Raw genomic sequence first — 16,744 nt, forward strand, 5'->3', positions numbered from 1 at the left:
AATATGAGCGACAACACTGCTTCCCCGACCACGCCGACACCTGTCGCCAAACCTGTGCGCCGCTGGCCGGCGATACTGATCGGGCTGTGCCTGGTCGCCGGTGTGGCCGCCGGGTTGGGCTGGTTCATGACCAAGCCCAAGGCGCCGCCGATGGAGCTGGCACTGGAAAAGCTCGGCGTGAGCCGCCCCGACGGTTTGCTCGAAGCGCATTCCCTGAGCCAGTTGCCCAAGGACTTGCTGGCAGTGCCGTTCCTCAAGGCCACGCTCACCGAGGATTTCGTCTTCTATTACGAAGCCCACGCCGACCGCCTCGGGTTGATCGGCAGCCTGCGCCGGATCATCTACGAGCATGACCTCAAGCTGCAGGACAGCCTGATCGAGGCGCTTTTCGACCAACCGGCGGACGTGGCGCTGTGGCGCGGTGCGGACGGTCGGCTCAAGGATTTCCTGTTGGTGATGGATCGCGGCGGCCTGGCCAAGGTGCTGGAGCCGTTGGCGAAAGTCGCCTTGGACGACACCCAGTTGAGCAAGCTCGGCGACTTGAAAGTGGGCGGCGATGAAGTCGCGCTGTACCAGCTCAGTTATAACGCCAGCAAATCCCTGGTCTTCGCCTCCCATGGCGACAAGCTCGTCGTGCTGTCCAACCCGACCAAGCTTTACGACAAGGGCAACGGCCCTACCGATGAACCGGGCATGGTCTCGACCCAGGCCATCGAGGCCTTGCTGGCCGGTGAAAAACTCTTCCCCGAAGCTTTCGGCCTGCCGCCCAAGGCGCCTGAGACCAAGCAACGCATCTCGGTCAATGCCAGCGTGCTTGCCATGGGCTACCAGCGTTTCATCCCGAACTTCGCCGGGTTGCGTTTCGATATGGATGACAAGGGCTGGCACAGCTTCCTGGCCATGGACGAATTGGAAAACCAGCCGGACTTCGACTTCAAGCCAATCTGGCAAGCCATGCCCATGGGCGCCAGCGCCTGTGTCGCCTTGCCGCTGGCGGCGGAGCAGCAGAAGCCGCTGCTGGTTAAACTCGGCGCCGACGACAAGGCCGCCCAGGCCATGGTCGACCACATGGCCGGCGCGGCGGGCCTGTGCTGGTACGCCGACTCACGCCTGTACACGCCGCTGCTGGTGGCAAGTTTGAATGACGACGACGGTAAGCTCGACGCCGACCTGGGCAACCTGTTCGGTTCGATGGTGGGCGCCTACGAAAACAATGTTGCCGAGCACGCGTTCCCGGTGGTCGAGAAGCAAGAAGGCTCGACCCACCATTGGCAGCGCCAGGTCAGTTCCAACTTCGGCCCTTACCTGGCCAAGGACGCCGCGCAACCTGAGTCCATCACCGGCAAGGCGTTCATGCGCGTGAGCCTGGCGCGCCACGGCTCGACGTTGCTGTTCTCCCTCGATGACAAGCTGGTGGACAAGGCCCTCGGCACCCTCGACAAGCGCTTCCCGCCCATGGCCGACGTCGTGCCCAAGGACGTGCTGATGCCGATCTACTTCGGCCCCGATTCCATGGCGCAACTGATGCAGCGCGAAACCCTCGACAGCTTGCCCCAGGACATGGAACCGGTGTTCTACAACGCTGCGCAAACCTACCTGATTCCGAAACTGCGCACCCTCGGCGGCTACGGCAAATACGCCCTGACGTTGCCTGAAGGCAGCGAGCCGGACGGCCATTGGCAGTGGCTGCCGCTGGAATGGAAAGCGCTGTGACAGCACTGATCCGCAACCCGGCGTTGGCGTTGCTACTGGCGTTGCTGCTCGGCGGGCCTGCGCTTGCCGTCGAGGCGCCGCCGCTGGACGCCCAGCAATCCCAGGTCTTTCGCGCCTGGTTCGTGCGCATCGCCCAAGAGCAACTGACCAAAGGCCCGAGCCCGCGATGGTATCAGCAGGATTGCGCCGGGCTGGTGCGTTTCGCCGCCAACGAAGCGCTGAAGGTCCACGATGACAAATGGCTGCGCAGTAATGGCTTGTCCAATCGCTACCTGCCGCCGGAATTGCCCCTGAGCGATGCGCAACGGCGCCTTGCCCAGCAATGGCAGCAGGGTGGCGGCAAGGTCGGGCCCTATGTCAACGCGATCAAGCTGATCCAGTTCAACAGCCGCCTGGTGGGTCGCGATGTCACCCAGGCCCGGCCCGGCGACTTGATGTTCTTCGATCAGGGCGACGACCAGCACCTGATGATCTGGATGGGCCGCTACATCGCCTATCACACCGGCACCGCTACCCCAACTGACAACGGCATGCGCTCCGCAAGCCTGCAACAACTCATGAACTGGAAGGACACCCGATGGATACCCGACGCAGCCAACCCCAACTTCATCGGCGTCTATCGACTCAACTTTCTCACCCAATGACCGGTGCCCGCATGCTGCGCTTGTGTTCGAAACTGCCCCTGCTGTTTGCCTTGTTGCTGGCCCCCCTGGTGAACGCCGAAGACAGCGTGGAGCCCAGCGGCTACACGCCGGTGTCCGGTGAAAGCTTCTTCCTGCTGGCCGACAGCAGCTTTGCCAGCGACGAGCAGGCGATGGTCCGTCTCGAAGCGCCGGGTCGCGATTACCGCCGGTTCCGCATGGAGCCCTACGGCGGCGCCGACATCCGCGTCTATCGCATCGAAAAGCCGCTGGACTTCCTCAAGCGCCAGAAGAACCTGCACCGCGTGGTCAGCGACGGCCAGTTCAAGGGCGAAGGCCTGTCCAACACCCTCGCTTACCTGTGGGACAACTGGTACCGCAAGTCTCGTCGAGTGATGCAACGGGCGTTCTCCTACGAGTCCCGCCAGCAGGTCACCGAAGAAGTGCCGGAACTGAAGATCGGCAATGCCCTGGTTGCGCCGACACCGTACGACGCACCGGCGCAATTCGCCTTGATCCCCGGTTTGCCGGTGGTCAGCCAGTTCCGTTATCCGCTGTGGCAGGCCAAGCCAATCCAGCCGCCAGCCGGGGTCAACCTGGCGGGTTCGTCCAGTGAGTTCGTCAGCGTCGCCCCGGGCAACGTCTATGTGCCGCTGGGCCAGTTGAAGCCAGGCCTGTACCTGGTGGAAGCGCTGATCGGTAAATATCGCGCGACCACCATGGTCTTCGTCTCCAACACCGTGGCCGTGAGCAAGATTGCCGGTGACGAGTTGCTGGTCTGGGCCGCGCGCAAGCATGAAGGCCGTTCGGTGCCCAAGGTCAACGTGTTGTGGACTGACGGCCTGGGCGTGATGAGCAGCGGAGCCACCGATGAAGACGGCCTGCTGCGCCTCAAGCACGTCAGCCCGGAGCGTTCGTTCGTCATCGGTGAAGATGAAGAGGGCGGGGTCTTCGTCTCGGAAAACTTCTACTACGACAGCGAAATCTACGACACCAAGCTCTACGCCTTCACCGACCGGCCGCTGTACCGGCCGGGGGATTGGGTGTCGCTGAAAATCGTTGGCCGTGAGTTCAAGAACGCCCGTGAATCGGTGCAACCGACCGCCGCCGACGTCAACGTCAGCGTGCTCGACGCGACCGGCACCGCGTTGCAAACCCTGGCCTTGAAGCTGGACTCCAAGGCCGGCACCCAGGGCCGTTTCCAACTGCCGGAAAACGCCGTGGCCGGCGGTTATGAGTTGCGCTTGCGCTACAAGGACCAGCTCTACAGCAGCGCCTTCCGCGTGGCTGAATACATCAAGCCGCACTTCGAGATCGCCCTGAACCTCGCCAAGCAGGATTACCGCACCGGTGAGCCGGTCAAAGGCAACCTCGTGTTGCTTTACCCCGACGGCAAGCCGGTGGCGAATGCCAAGGTCAGCCTGAGCCTGCGCGCCCAGCAACTGTCGATGGTCGATAACGAGCTGCAATACCTGGGGCAATTCCCGGTTGAACTGACCAGCAGCGAAGTGACCACCGACGGCAAGGGCAATGCGACCCTCGACCTGCCAGCCGCCGACAAACCGAGCCGCTATACCCTCACGGTGTTCGCCAGCGATGGCGCGGCGTATCGGGTCAAGACCACCAAGGAAATCCTCATCGACCGTGGCGCGGCGAATTTCCGCCTGAGCGCCCCCCAGCGGTTCAGCGCCGCCGGCCAGAAAGTGTCGTTCAGCTACGCCAATGAAGGCGCCAGCGAGCAGAGCAAAGCCGTGACGCCGGGCAGCTATGCCTGGGTACGTTTGGAAGACCAGACCACTGGCGAGGGCAAACTCGCCGCCAAGGACAAGGGCTTCACGCTTACGTTTGACCGTCCCGGCACCTACAACCTGACACTCAAGGACGACCACGGCCGGGTCATCGGCGCCGCGGCCCATGCGGTGACCGGCGAAGGGATCAAGGCGGTACCGGGCACGGTCGAGATCGTCTTCGACAAGCCCGAATACCACACGGGTGACGAAGCGCTGGCGCTGATCACCTTCCCCGAGCCGGTCAGCGACGCGCTGCTGTCCCTGGAGCGGGACAAAGTCGAGGCCACGGCCCTGCTGACCAAGGGCGCCGACTGGCTGAAGATGGAAAAGCTCAGCGATACCCAGTACCGCGCGCGCATTGCCGTGAAAGATAACTTTGCGCCGAACCTGACCTTCTCCGTGCTGTACACCAAGGGCGGCCAGTACAGCTTCCAGAACGCCGGCATCAAGGTCGTTGCGCCGCAGATCGACGTGGCCATCACCACCGATAAAGCCACCTACCGGCCGGGCGACACCGTGACCGTGGACCTGGGCACCCAGTTCGCCGGCAAGGCGATCCCGGCGCACCTGACCGTCAGCGTGGTCGATGAAATGGTCTACGCGCTGCAACCGGAAGTCGCGCCGACCATCGACCAGTTCTTCTATCACCCGCGTCGTAACAACGTGCGCACCAGCGCCAGCCTGTCGTTCATCAGCTACGACGTAGCGCTGCCGGGCAGCTCCGGCGCGCCGGGCAAGGCCAACCGCAGCGAGCGCGGGGTCAAGGTGCTGGAACGGCCGCGTCGTGAAGACGTCGACACCGCCGCATGGCAACCGGAGCTGGTCACCGACGCCAACGGCAAGGCCCGCTTCACCTTCAAGATGCCGGACTCGCTGACTCGCTGGCGCATCACCGCCAAGGCGATCGCCGACGACGGCCAAGTGGGCCAGAAGAAGCAGTTCATCGCCTCGGAAAAACCGCTGTACCTGAAGTGGAGCGGCCCGACCCGTTTCCGCGTGGGCGACAAGCCGCAACTGGGCCTGTTCGTTTTCAGCCAATCGGAAAAGCCACTGAAGGCCGAGCTGCTGATCCGTTACGCCGGCGCCGAACAGCGCGTCGTCGCGGACCTGAAAAGCGGCATCAACTACGTGGCGTTGCCTGCCATGGAGCTGAGCAATGGCGACTTGACCGTGCAGTTGCAATTGAACGGCGAAACCCAGGACGCCCTGGCCATGCACTTGAACGCCAGCGGCAACGGCTGGCAAGTCACCCAGAGCCAGCGCCTTGACGTGGCCAGCGGCGACACCCCGCTGACCCTGCCGGCCGACGCCAGCGATATTCGCCTGCGCCTGGATGACAGCCCGCAAGCGCTGTTCCGTTCGGCCCTCGATGATCTGCTGAGCTACCCGTACGGCGGCGTCGAGCAGACCGCCAGTCGCCTGTTGCCGTTGAGCATCGCCTACCCGACCCTGGCGTCAAACCCGCAGATCCGCGACCGCTTGCGGTTGATCATGCAGAACAGTCGCCTGCGCCTGGTGCAAATGGCCGGTCCATCGGCAAGCTTCACGTGGTGGGGCCAGGACGGTGAGCCGGATGCATTCCTCACCGCGTACGCCTATTACGCCGACTGGCACGCCAGCCAGGCGCTGGACCTGAGCCTGCCGCCGGAACACTGGCAGCGGGTGCTGGAGGTCTACGCCAAGCAGGCCGGTGATACGCCGCTGTTGCAACGTGCGCTGATCCTGTCGTTCGCCAAGCAGATGCAACTGCCGGTGAACACCTTGCTCAGTGGCTTGATGGATGATCTGGCGAAGGCCAGCGAAGACAGCACCGAGAGCGTGCTGGACAGCGGTGAAGACAGCCTGGTCATGTACGCGCCGGATTCAGCCCTTGGCCTGGCCAGCGCGCGTGTCCTGACGGCATCGCTGGCCAAACAGGCGAAAGTGCCATTACCCGCGGCCTTCAGTCGCCAAGCCGACGCCGCGCAACAGCAGTTGGAGCTCAGCTCGCAACCGTTTGTCGAGGCCTTGCTCTTGTCGTTGCAAAGCTTCGACCAGGCGCGCGCGACTGCATTGTTGGAACGAGTGCTGCCGCAACAGTCCACCCTCGAACGAGCCCTGGCCCTGACCTGGCTGCAACGCAGCATCGAACAGGCCGCACCGGCCGTGGCTTTGGCGCCGGGCGAAGGCTGGAAAGCCAAGCAAGGCGCGACCGGTGAAACCTACTGGCAATGGCAGGGCGCGCAGCTTCCAACGATGCTGACCCTGACCGGCGCCCAGGAGCGTCCATTGCAAGCGGCGTTGAGCTTCCAGAGCCAGCAAGCGCCCTTGGCGCCGATGGCCGTGTCCATCACCCGACGCCTGTCGCGCCTGGTGCCGGGCGACGAGGCCTTCACCTTCAAGCTCGAAGCGGTGGGCAACAAACCGTTGTCCAGTGACAGCCTCTATCTGGATGAAGTGATCATCAACAGCAAGGCCCCGACCCCGCTGCGCTACGGCATGCTCGAAGTGCCGCTGCCGCCGGGCGCCGATGTGGAACGCACGACGTGGGGCATTCAGTTGATGGGCAAAGCCGACAGTGAGCCGACGTCCCTGGAAAAGGCTCGTTTCGAGCCGGGCCAGATGGCCTACGCGGTGCCGGTGGATGCCCTCAGTGGCGAGCTGCGCTTGCGACACTTGGTGCGCTTCTCCCAGAAGGGCCAGTTCAGCGTGCCGCCGGTACGTTTCACTCAGGTCTACGCGCCACAGAACCAGGCTCGGGAGCAGAAACCGGCCCTCGGTCAGGTCACGGTCGACTGACATGCGCAAGCGGTGGGGCTGGTGGTGGCTGTGCTTGATTCCTGCGCTGGCGACAGCGCAGGAGGAACCGTTGCGCCTGGCCTTCGACGGCGAACTGCTGCGAGTGAGCCAGACTCAAGTGCTGGACCGCCAGCCACTGCCCGATTCGTTGCAAGCGCCGCTGGGCAGTCTGTGGAAACTCTTCGTCTACGCCTGGCTGGTGGACACCGATGCCCGCGAGCCGGTGTATGAATGTCGCGGTGAATCGAAAGAGGAAGTCTATTGCTGCACCGCCGGAAAGAGCATTGGCCGCGACCAGGCGCTGGTGAAGTCCTGCGGCTTGTATTTCGAACCGCAACGCCTCGGGCTTTCGGCCGCGAGCTGGCGTGATTACTGGCAGGTCCGCCAAGCACCGAATTGGTTGTTGGACTTGCCGGCCTTGCAGCCGCAAACCCAAGTGCCTGTCGCGCAATTGCTCAAGGCGCTGGCCACGCTGCCGGCCCAGGATCAAGCCCGCCGGGTGTTACTCGACGTCGTGCTTGGCGCGGCAGACGGGCGAGTGGTCGGCCAGTTGGGCGGGCGTTTGCGGGTCAAGACCTGGAGTTGGCTGGGCGACCAGGGACCTGCGTCGCGACAGGGCGGTTTCGCCGGTTGGCTGGTTGACGGTACGCCGGTTTGGGCCGGTGGTCGCGGCACCAGCCAGCAAATCCTGAAGAACTATGGCGATGGCCTGGCCACGGCCTTGCCATCCCGCTGGCCGGCGGAAACCGGGCGCTGCGTGGAGGTGGGGCTGTTTGCCCGCTATCCCTTGCAACGGGTGATGTCCGGCGATCACCCGGCCACGGTGGGTCAACTGCGGGGCGACTACCGCGTCGAGTTCACCAACGGTAATCAACTGGACATCCACAGCGACGGCGAACTGTTCCTGATGCCCGGCAAACTGGTGGCGCGCCTGGACCGGGAGGAATACGTCGCTCGGGTCTTGCAACGCGAAGCCAAGGCCGAGCCCGTCGAAGCCGCCAAGGCGTTGGCCGTGGCGATCCGCACCTACCTGCTGCAAAACGCCCAGCGCAATGGCGATTGCCTGAGCATCGACGACAGCAGTCATCGCCAGCGCGTCGCGCCGCGTCCGGCAGCGCCTGAAACCCGTGCCATTGCGGCTTGGACCAGCGACCTGGTGCTGGCCGGCACCGATATCACTTACCACTCCGACCAGGCCGGCCCGGACAAATTGTCCTGGGCCCAAGCCGTCGAGCAGGCCAACGGCGGCCAGCGTTATGACGCCATTCTGTTGCATGCCTATCCGCGCGCCAGCCTTAGCCGCTGGGACAATCCGGTGGCGTCCTGCGAAGCGCTGCCCGCCGCCCAGGAATGGCTGCTGAAACAGCGACGGGGCTGGCGTGAGCGGCTGGAAAGCGAAGTGGGCTACAACGAAATCAGCGCTTTCGCCGTCTGCCGCGTTGCCTTCGGCCGGCCTTACGTTGACCGCGAGCGCCAGCGCATTTATGTGCGCGGCGTACTGACGCTGCAAGACCGTCTCGACCTCACACATGAATACCTGCACCTGGCCTTTGAAGCTCATCCCAACGGCCAGGACGAAACCTATATCGAAGGGCTTGCCCGTCACCTCTTGCTGGAATAGACCATGACACTCCGTTATCCACAGGTCTTGCTGTTGCTCTGCGCCCTGACCGCGTTGCCACCGGCCATGGCCGCCGACTCCATCAAGCTCGACACTCCCGTCGGCGGCTGGCGCAGCGGTGCGCCGGGCGGCGAGGGCGAAAGCTTCAGCCAGACCGTCAACTACCCGGCCTCGTCGGTCAACACACCTGCGGGCCAGGCCGACACGGCCCGCATCAGCGGCCAGATCAAAGGGGCGCCCAAGGACAGCAGCGCGCCGGGCCAGCTCATCGTCAATGGCGTCAGCCTGCCGCTGAAAGTGGATGAAGAAGGCCGTTTCGACCGCCCGTTCTCATTCCCCAACGGCAGCAACAGCGTTGAAGTGCGCAGCGCCGACGGCCAGCAGCGCCACCGCACGCAATTCCTCAACACCAGCGGCGGCGCCACCCCGGCCAAATTGCGGGTCCTGCTGACCTGGGACAGCGACGGCACCGACCTCGACCTGCACCTCGTCACTCCCGACGGCGCCCACATCTGGTACGGCGACCGCGCCGTGGCCAACGGCGCCGCGCTCGACGTCGACGTCACCACCGGCTATGGCCCGGAAATCTTCGCCATGCCCGCGCCTATCAAAGGCCAGTACCTGGTGTACGTGAATTACTACGGCGGCGGTTATCGCAGTGACGAGGACGAAGAGGGCGACGGCGAACAAGTGGAGCAGGCGCAACAAGCCCTGACCACGGCCCAGGTCACCGTCATCACGGAAGAGGGCACGCCGAGCGAGAAGATGGAAACGTTCGTGGTGCCGATGCGCGCCGTCGGCGAGCTGACGTTGGTCAAGAGCTTCAGCTACCCCTGAAGCCGACGCGATCCATGGCGCGAGGGAGCTTGCTCTCCCGCTGGGCGTAAAGCGCCCTAAACCATGCGACACGGAGGGTCAGGCTGATCGCATTGAAGCCTGATGGGGCTGCTGCGCAGCCCAGCGGGAGCAAGCTCCCTCGCCACGAAGAGCGCTGGTGGCGCCCCCACGAATAGCGCCAGTCAATCTTTCAGGGCACGTCGATCAAACTCCAGGCTATAGGTCATCCAGGCTTACCTTAACCCTTTGAGGGTTAGCGAGACGTTCCGTCACAACGGCAATGAGCGCCTCATCTTCCTCGCTGAGTAGCGCAGCTTTGAAAGGCAGCATGCCTCGCCACAGGTGGTTCACTTTATTCCCCCTCGCCAGGCACTGCACTAAGCGGCCGCCCGTCGCCTTCTCGGAATTCCCCCAGCTACCCGCCAGTCGATTCCCCAGAGTCCGTTAAAAAACCTGCAACAAAAGCCCTGCCCGGGAAAGGAGGCCAGCCATGCGCATCCATCATTTGAACTGCGGTTGCATGTGCCCGGTGGGTGGTGCGCTGTTCGATGGCTACAGTCGAGGGCTGACCGCGTGCCTGGTGTGCCATTGCCTGCTGATTGAAACCGACACCAACGGCTTGGTCCTGGTAGACACCGGTTTCGGCCAGCGGGATGTGCAGACGCCCGAGCGGCTGAGTCGTTTTTTTCGCGTGTTCAACAACATCAAGTTCGAGCATCGCCTCACGGCTTTGGAACAAGTGCGGCGCCTGGGCTTCGATGCGAATGACGTGCGGCATATCCTGCTGACGCACCTGGATTTCGATCATGCCGGCGGGCTCCAGGATTTTCCCCAGGCCCGGGTGCATGTCATGCGTGACGAGATGGCGGCGGCGCGTTCCGCTGACGGCTGGATCAGTCGGCGACGGTTCCAGGCGCGGCAATGGCAAGGCGTCGACAGTTGGGAGTTCTACAATACCGAAGGCGACACCTGGTTTGGTTTTGACTCGGTGCGCGCGCTGGTCGGCGCCGAAGAAGAGGATATTTTCCTGGTGCCGCTCCAAGGCCACACCGCCGGCCACGCCGGGATTGCCCTGCGCACCGCCAATGGCTGGATGCTGCACGCCGGCGACGCGTATTTTTTCCACGATGAAGTGCATCGACCCGAGCGCCACTGTCCTGCGGGCCTGAAGTTCTATCAATACATGATGGACACCCACCGCCCGGCACGAATCCGCAATCAGAATCGCCTGCGGGAGTTGGCACGGACCCAGGACGGGCACGTCGAGATTTTTTGCAGCCATGACGCCAGGGAGTGGGAGCGCGCCACCCTCCAGGCTCGCACGGTCCGGGTGGACTCCACGGCCATGCCCTCGGCAGCGGGCAGACAGTCTTCCTGACCCGATCCAACCTGAAACAGCTTTCCCTTTGCCCACGTCTCGTGGGCTTTTTTTTGTCAGCGCTGCCGTTCGTCACCGTTTCCAGATGTTTCTTTCAACTTAGCCGTGGGGGCCAATTCTAAAAATCGTGTACCCCAATATCACTGCTTAAGGAGAAGGCCATGCCTGCTTCTCACGATCTTTATCAGGATTTGAATTGCGGCAAAGAGGCGGTTCAACAACGTCGTCAACAAGACCCGGAGCTTGATCGCCTGCTCGATGAATACACGGACGTGGATAACCAAGTGTTGGCAGCCGAATCAATTTCGGCGGGCAACGTCGAGGATGACGACATCCGCAGACTCAAGGAACAGCGCCTGGCGATCAAAGACAAGATCAGTCAGCAACTGGCAAACACTCAATAAGCGAAGCGTTAGACATGCGAACTCGACTGCCTTGTTACTGGATGAGGTTGTTGCTGGTCGGCGGGATGCTGTTGCTCGGTGGTTGCGACATGGTGTTGTTCAATCCCAAGGGACAGGTCGGCGTTGACCAGCGCAACTTGATCATCCTCTCGACGTTATTGATGTTGCTGGTGGTGGTACCGGTCATCGTCATGACGTTCGTTTTCGCAGTGAAATACCGCGCCTCCAACGAAAAGGCCAAGTACACGCCGGAGTGGGCCCACTCGCGCAAGATCGAAACGGTGGTCTGGGGCGTTCCGTTGGTGATCATCATCATCCTGGGCGTGGTGACCTGGAAGTCCACCCATGCCCTGGACCCGTACCGGCCGTTGGACTCGGACGTGAAACCGATCGTGGTGCAGGTCATCGCGGCAGACTGGAAATGGGTGTTCATCTACCCGGAACTGGGCATCGCTTCGGTCAACGAACTGGCCATGCCATTGGATACACCGGTGAACTTCAAGGTGACGTCCGACGGCGCCATGACCTCGTTTTTCATCCCGGCCCTCGGCGGGCAAATCTATGCCATGGCCGGCATGCAGACGCAGTTGCACCTGATCGCCAACGAGGCCGGGGAATACCGGGGCATCGCCGCCAATTACAACGGGCCGGGTTTCTCTGACATGCACTTCCAGACCCTGGCCACCGATGCGGCGGGCTTCGACAAGTGGGTCGCCGATGTGCGGGCGGGGCACAAGCGCCTGGACAAGGACAGCTACGCCCAACTCGCCCGGCCCACGGTCAAGCATCCGGTGGAACATTACGCGTCGATCCAGCCGGACTTGTTCCAGAGCATCATCGATAAATACGAAGGCATGAACCGTTCCCGTGAAGTCGAGCATCGCATGCACGACATGCAGGGCAGCATCGAGCCTCCCGTCGGGGCTCAACGGAAAGCGCAGGAGTAAGGCATGTTTGGAAAACTGACGCTAGAGGCGATCCCGACGGATGAGCCGATCATCATGTGGACCCTTGCGGTGGTGGGCCTGGTCGCCTTGGCCGGCATGGGCGCCATTACCTATTACCGCAAATGGACCTACCTGTGGAAAGAGTGGTTTACCTCGGTGGACCACAAGCGCATCGGCGTGATGTACATCGTCGTGGCGCTGGTGATGTTGCTGCGCGGTTTCTCCGACGCGATCATGATGCGCACGCAACAGGCCATGGCGTCCGACGGCTCGCCCGGCTATCTGCCACCGGAGCACTACGACCAGATCTTCACCGCCCACGGCGTGATCATGATTTTCTTCATGGCGATGCCGTTGGTGGTGGGCTTGATGAACATCGTCGTGCCCTTGCAGATCGGCGCCCGGGACGTGGCGTTCCCGTTCCTCAATGCGTTGAGTTTCTGGCTGTTCGTCGCCGGTGCGATGCTGGTCAATATTTCCTTGGCGGTGGGGGAGTTCGCGCGTACCGGTTGGGTCGCTTACCCGCCGTTATCGGGCTTGTCCTATAGCCCCGGGGTCGGGGTGGATTACTACATCTGGTCATTGCAGATATCCGGCGTCGGGACGTTGCTCACTGGGGTGAATTTCTTCGTCACCATCCTGAAAATGCGTACACCGGGCATGACCCTTTTCCGCATGCCGGTGTTCACCTGGACGGTGCTGTGCACGGCGGTGCTGATCCTCGCGTCATTCCCGATCCTCACCGCGACGCTGTTCATGCTCAGCCTCGACCGTTACCTGGACATGCACTTTTTCACCAACGAGCTGGGCGGTAACCCGATGATGTACGTCAACCTCATCTGGGCCTGGGGCCACCCGGAGGTGTACATCCTGATCCTGCCGGCGTTCGGTATCTTCTCCGAGGTGGCGTCCACTTTCAGCCGCAAGCGCCTGTTCGGCTATCACTCGCTGGTCTGGGCGACGATTGCGATCACGATCCTGTCGTTCATCGTCTGGGTGCACCACTTCTTCACCATGGGCTCGGGGGCGAACGTCAACGCCTTCTTCGGCATCATGACCATGATCATCGCCGTGCCCACCGGGGTGAAGATCTTCACGTGGCTGTTCACCATGTACCGCGGGCGGGTGCGCTTTGAAACGCCGATGCTGTGGACGGTCGGCTTTATCGTCACCTTCAGCATCGGCGGCATGACCGGCGTGCTGCTGGCGGTGCCCGGGGCGGATTTCCTGCTGCACAACAGCCTGTTCCTGATCGCCCACTTCCATAACGTGATCATCGGCGGCGCCGTGTTTGGCTACCTGTGCGGCCTGACGTATTGGTTCCCCAAGGCCTTTGGCTTCAAGCTTCATGATGGTCTGGGGCGGGCAGCGTTCTGGTGCTGGATCATCGGTTTCTACTTCGCCTTCATGCCGTCCTACTTCCTTGGCTTCATGGGCATGACCCGGCGCTTGAACCATTTCAACGTGCCCGAATGGGAGCCATGGTTGCTGGCGGAGTTGTTCGGCGTCGGCATCATTCTCTGCGGCGTGGTCTGCCAGATCCTGCAGTTCTACTTCAGCATCCGCCAGCGCCACCAGAACCGCGACCTCACGGGCGACCCGTGGGACGGCCGCACGCTGGAGTGGTCCACCGCCTCGCCGCCGCCGTTCTACAACTTCGCCCAGCAACCGGTGGTGGAGGGCATCGACGCCTACTGGGGCATGAAGGAGCGCGGCCAGAGAACCGTCGTCGAAGCCGATTTCCAGAGCATCCGCATGCCGCGCAACACGGCGATGGGACTGGTCATCAGCCTGTTCAGCCTGATCATGTGTTTCGCCCTGGTCTGGCATATCTGGTGGCTGGCCATCGTCGGGCTGGTCGCAACCATCGGTGGCGTGATCTGGCGCAGCGCCGATGACGACATCGATTACTACGTACCCGCCGAAGAGGTGGCGCGGATCGAAAATCAACGCATCAAGGCATTGGCGGAGGCTTGATCCATGTCCAATCTCGTCCAGCCAAACGCCACGGCACCGGAATCCGAACACGGGCACTCGGACGCCAGCTCCATGACCCTGTTCGGCTTCTGGGTCTACATGATGACCGACTGCATTTTGTTCGCAACGCTGTTTTCGACCTATGCGGTACTCGGTCAGAGCGTCGCCGGCGGCCCTGGCTCCGCCGACATTTTTGAATTGCCCTACGTGCTGACGGAAACGTTCATCCTGCTGTTCAGCAGCATTACCTACGGCTTCGCCATGCTCGCCCTGAGCGCCGGCCAGAAGCAAAAGGTATTGGCCTGGCTCGGCCTGACGTTCGTTCTCGGCCTGGCGTTCATCGGCATGGAAGTCCATGAGTTCCACAAACTCATCGCCGAAGGCTACGGCCCCAACCGCAGCGCGTTCCTCACCGGCTTCTTCACGCTGGTGGGCACTCACGGCCTGCACGTCACCACCGGCCTGATCTGGATGGCCGTGGTGATGTTCCAAGTGCAACGCAACGGTTTGACCACCGTCAACGCCACCCGCATGGGGTGCCTGAGCCTGTTCTGGCACTTCCTCGACGTGGTGTGGATCTGTGTGTTTACCGTGGTCTATCTGTTTGGAGTGATGTAAATGAGCAATCTTCAGAGCAGCGTCGATGCCAGCCACGGCAGCGCAAAATCCTACCTCACCGGGTTCGTTCTGTCGGTCATCCTCACCGTCATTCCGTTCGCGCTGGTGATGTATCCCACGCTGCCAAAACCATTGACGGCCGGGATCGTGGCGGTATTTGCAGTGATCCAGATCGTCGTGCACCTGATCTATTTCCTGCACCTCGACTTCTCACCGCAACAACGCTGGAACCTGACGGCGCTGGTGTTCTCGACGGTGGTGATTGCGCTGTTGGTGGGGCTGTCGCTGTGGATCATGTACAGCGTGCATCACAACATGTTGGCGCATTGAGCCAGAGGTAAACCTGTGGTGATGGGATAAATTCCCTCACCACAGGCAAGAGGCCGTCAGGCCTGGCTTGATCTCAAGTCCACCAATACCGAACCAGATGAAAGAAGATCGGCGCGGCGAAGCACACCGAGTCCAACCGGTCGAGCATGCCGCCGTGGCCTTCGATCATGTGCCCCCAATCCTTGACGCCGCGGTCGCGCTTGATCGCCGACATGACGATGCCGCCAGCAAAGCCCAGCAGGTTGATCAGCAAAGCGATGAGGAACGACTGCCACGGGTTGAACGGCGTGATCCACCACAACGCGCCACCAATCAGCGAGGCCAGGAAAATCCCGCCGACAAAGCCCTCGACGGTTTTCGACGGCGACAGGTTCGGCGCGATCTTGTGCTTGCCGAACAACTTGCCGCAGACGTATTGCAACACATCCGACAACTGCACCACGATCACCAGGTAGGCGATCAGCAGCAGGTTGCGCCCTTCGAAACCAACAATGTCCAAGGTCAATAAGGCTGGCACGAAGGAGATGCAGAACACCGCGATCATCAGCCCCCACTGGACCTTGGACGCGCGCTCGAGGAAGTGCGTGCTGTCGCCGCCCAAGGACGCGAGGATCGGCAGCAGCAGGAACACGTACACCGGGATGAAAATCGAAAACAGTCCGTACCAGTCGAAGTAGATCAGCAGGTATTGCAGCGGCAACGCCAGGTAGAACGCCGCTACCAGGGCCGGGTAGTCACTGCGCCGCGTGGGCGTGAGCGTAAGGAATTCCCGCAGGGCATAGAACGATACCGCGTAGAACAACAGGATCACCGCCGCGTTGCCGAGCCAGAACGCGATGCCGATCACCAGCACCATGATCCACCAGGCATTGATCCGGGCGTTGAGGTTCTCGATGACCGAGTTCGGCGCGCCTTTTGTCCGCAGCTTGAGAATGAAACCGACCAGCGAAGCCAGCAGCAGAATCGCGCCGATCCCGCCAAACAACATCAAGGTATATCGATCCATGTCAGACGTGCTCCGGGGCCAGCGCCAGCAGTGCGGCGCGGCTGCGTTCAAGAAATTGCTCTTTGCTTTCGCCGTCCTCGATGCGCAGCGGCGCACCGAAACTGGTGGTGCACAGCAGCGGCAGCGGCAGCACCCGGCCCTTGGGCATGACGCGGTTGAGGTTGGCGATCCACACCGGGATCACTTCGACCTCGGGGTGGCTTTTCATCAAGTGGTAGATCCCGCTCTTGAACGGCAGCAGGCCTTCCTCTGGATTGCGCGTGCCCTCCGGGAAGATGATCAGCGAGTCGCCGTTTTCCAGTGCTTCGAGCATCGGCTGCAAGGGGCTGTAGGACGGATCCTTGCGCTCACGATCCACCAGCACGCCGTTGAACACCCGGTTGATGATGTAGCGACGCATCGGGCTGGTTTGCCAATAATCGGCCCCGGCAACCGGGCGAGTGAGCTTGCGCAGCGCCGGTGGCAGCGAGGCCCAGAGCAGCACGAAGTCGCCGTGGCTGCTGTGGTTGGCGAAGTAGATCCGCTGCACCGGCGTCGGCGCGCAGCCGAGCCACAGGCTGCGAGCGCCGGTGACCATGCGCGCGGCGGAGGTGATGAGATTGGCGACCACGGGTTCGAACATGAGGATTCCTTGTCCTGAGAAACATAAGTATCTGCACAACGTTTACTGGCCGGCACCGATAACTGTGGCGAGGGAGCTTGCT

General features: G+C 62.3%; 13 protein-coding genes and 1 pseudogene. 11 read left to right on the forward strand and 3 right to left on the reverse strand.

Annotated elements, in window-relative coordinates:
* Positions 1-3 precede the first annotated feature (3 nt).
* The 5 genes from HU742_RS02595 to HU742_RS02615 are packed head-to-tail and all read left to right on the forward strand — an operon-like array spanning position 4 to position 9,380.
* Positions 4-1,713 carry a DUF2138 domain-containing protein gene (locus tag HU742_RS02595; protein ID WP_186645016.1) on the forward strand — a complete coding sequence of 570 codons (1,710 nt, stop codon included), beginning with the start codon at positions 4-6 and terminating at the stop codon, positions 1,711-1,713.
* Positions 1,698-2,357: a DUF1175 domain-containing protein gene (locus HU742_RS02600; RefSeq protein WP_186641080.1), complete on the forward strand. Its 660-nt coding sequence runs from the start codon at positions 1,698-1,700 to the stop codon at positions 2,355-2,357. The genes HU742_RS02595 and HU742_RS02600 overlap by 16 nt, the downstream gene beginning before the upstream one ends.
* A complete protein-coding gene (locus HU742_RS02605; protein ID WP_186645033.1) occupies positions 2,354-6,922 on the forward strand; it encodes an alpha-2-macroglobulin family protein in 4,569 nt (1,522 codons plus the stop codon). Before HU742_RS02600 ends, HU742_RS02605 begins: the two co-directional genes overlap by 4 nt.
* Position 6,923: 1 nt before the next feature.
* Complete coding sequence (locus HU742_RS02610; RefSeq protein ID WP_186645017.1) at positions 6,924-8,543, forward strand: DUF2300 domain-containing protein; 1,620 nt, start codon at positions 6,924-6,926, stop codon at positions 8,541-8,543.
* Between the two features lie 3 nt (positions 8,544-8,546).
* Positions 8,547-9,380 carry a YfaP family protein gene (locus HU742_RS02615; RefSeq protein ID WP_186641084.1) on the forward strand — a complete coding sequence of 278 codons (834 nt, stop codon included), beginning with the start codon at positions 8,547-8,549 and terminating at the stop codon, positions 9,378-9,380.
* 216 nt (positions 9,381-9,596) lie between these two features.
* Here HU742_RS02615 and HU742_RS02620 read toward each other — a convergent pair.
* Positions 9,597-9,716: pseudogene (locus HU742_RS02620) on the reverse strand (type II toxin-antitoxin system RelB/DinJ family antitoxin); the annotation flags it as partial.
* 154 nt (positions 9,717-9,870) lie between these two features.
* Here HU742_RS02620 and HU742_RS02625 point away from each other — a divergent pair.
* The 6 genes from HU742_RS02625 (at position 9,871) to cyoD (ending at position 15,034) form a co-directional block, all read left to right on the forward strand.
* On the forward strand, positions 9,871-10,758 hold the full coding sequence (locus tag HU742_RS02625) for an MBL fold metallo-hydrolase (RefSeq protein ID WP_186641090.1): 888 nt from the start codon (positions 9,871-9,873) through the stop codon (positions 10,756-10,758).
* Between the two features lie 161 nt (positions 10,759-10,919).
* Complete coding sequence (locus HU742_RS02630; RefSeq protein WP_186645018.1) at positions 10,920-11,162, forward strand: HP1242/YdcH family protein; 243 nt, start codon at positions 10,920-10,922, stop codon at positions 11,160-11,162.
* A 14-nt stretch (positions 11,163-11,176) separates the two neighbouring features.
* The gene (cyoA, locus tag HU742_RS02635) at positions 11,177-12,109 is read left to right on the forward strand and encodes a ubiquinol oxidase subunit II (protein WP_186645019.1); all 933 of its coding nucleotides are present in this window, start codon (positions 11,177-11,179) and stop codon (positions 12,107-12,109) included.
* A gap of 3 nt (positions 12,110-12,112) precedes the next feature.
* The gene (gene cyoB / locus HU742_RS02640; protein ID WP_186645020.1) at positions 12,113-14,086 is read left to right on the forward strand and encodes a cytochrome o ubiquinol oxidase subunit I; all 1,974 of its coding nucleotides are present in this window, start codon (positions 12,113-12,115) and stop codon (positions 14,084-14,086) included.
* 3 nt (positions 14,087-14,089) lie between these two features.
* Complete coding sequence (cyoC, locus tag HU742_RS02645) at positions 14,090-14,704, forward strand: cytochrome o ubiquinol oxidase subunit III (protein ID WP_186645022.1); 615 nt, start codon at positions 14,090-14,092, stop codon at positions 14,702-14,704.
* The gene (cyoD, locus tag HU742_RS02650) at positions 14,705-15,034 is read left to right on the forward strand and encodes a cytochrome o ubiquinol oxidase subunit IV (protein ID WP_186645023.1); all 330 of its coding nucleotides are present in this window, start codon (positions 14,705-14,707) and stop codon (positions 15,032-15,034) included.
* A gap of 73 nt (positions 15,035-15,107) precedes the next feature.
* Here cyoD and HU742_RS02655 read toward each other — a convergent pair whose 3' ends face one another.
* Both HU742_RS02655 and HU742_RS02660 read right to left on the reverse strand, forming a co-directional pair.
* Entirely contained in the window at positions 15,108-16,040 is a 933-nt protein-coding gene (locus HU742_RS02655; protein ID WP_186641101.1) for a phosphatidate cytidylyltransferase, read from the reverse strand.
* Position 16,041: 1 nt separating this feature from the next.
* Positions 16,042-16,662: a lysophospholipid acyltransferase family protein gene (locus HU742_RS02660; protein ID WP_186641103.1), complete on the reverse strand. Its 621-nt coding sequence runs from the start codon at positions 16,660-16,662 to the stop codon at positions 16,042-16,044.
* Positions 16,663-16,744: the final 82 nt, after the last annotated feature.

The sequence above is a fragment of the Pseudomonas marvdashtae genome (assembly GCF_014268655.2).
In the GTDB taxonomy this organism is placed as follows: domain Bacteria; phylum Pseudomonadota; class Gammaproteobacteria; order Pseudomonadales; family Pseudomonadaceae; genus Aquipseudomonas; species Aquipseudomonas marvdashtae.

Coding starts and splice junctions, on each gene's coding strand:
- cyoA (WP_186645019.1), top strand. CDS start 11,177: ATGCGAACTCGACTGCCTTGTTACTGGATGAGGTTGTTGCTGGTCGGC.
- cyoB (WP_186645020.1), top strand. CDS start 12,113: ATGTTTGGAAAACTGACGCTAGAGGCGATCCCGACGGATGAGCCGATC.
- HU742_RS02655 (WP_186641101.1), bottom strand. CDS start 16,040: ATGGATCGATATACCTTGATGTTGTTTGGCGGGATCGGCGCGATTCTG.
- cyoD (WP_186645023.1), top strand. CDS start 14,705: ATGAGCAATCTTCAGAGCAGCGTCGATGCCAGCCACGGCAGCGCAAAA.
- HU742_RS02630 (WP_186645018.1), top strand. CDS start 10,920: ATGCCTGCTTCTCACGATCTTTATCAGGATTTGAATTGCGGCAAAGAG.
- HU742_RS02615 (WP_186641084.1), top strand. CDS start 8,547: ATGACACTCCGTTATCCACAGGTCTTGCTGTTGCTCTGCGCCCTGACC.
- HU742_RS02660 (WP_186641103.1), bottom strand. CDS start 16,662: ATGTTCGAACCCGTGGTCGCCAATCTCATCACCTCCGCCGCGCGCATG.
- HU742_RS02595 (WP_186645016.1), top strand. CDS start 4: ATGAGCGACAACACTGCTTCCCCGACCACGCCGACACCTGTCGCCAAA.
- HU742_RS02625 (WP_186641090.1), top strand. CDS start 9,871: ATGCGCATCCATCATTTGAACTGCGGTTGCATGTGCCCGGTGGGTGGT.
- HU742_RS02600 (WP_186641080.1), top strand. CDS start 1,698: ATGGAAAGCGCTGTGACAGCACTGATCCGCAACCCGGCGTTGGCGTTG.
- cyoC (WP_186645022.1), top strand. CDS start 14,090: ATGTCCAATCTCGTCCAGCCAAACGCCACGGCACCGGAATCCGAACAC.
- HU742_RS02605 (WP_186645033.1), top strand. CDS start 2,354: ATGACCGGTGCCCGCATGCTGCGCTTGTGTTCGAAACTGCCCCTGCTG.
- HU742_RS02610 (WP_186645017.1), top strand. CDS start 6,924: ATGCGCAAGCGGTGGGGCTGGTGGTGGCTGTGCTTGATTCCTGCGCTG.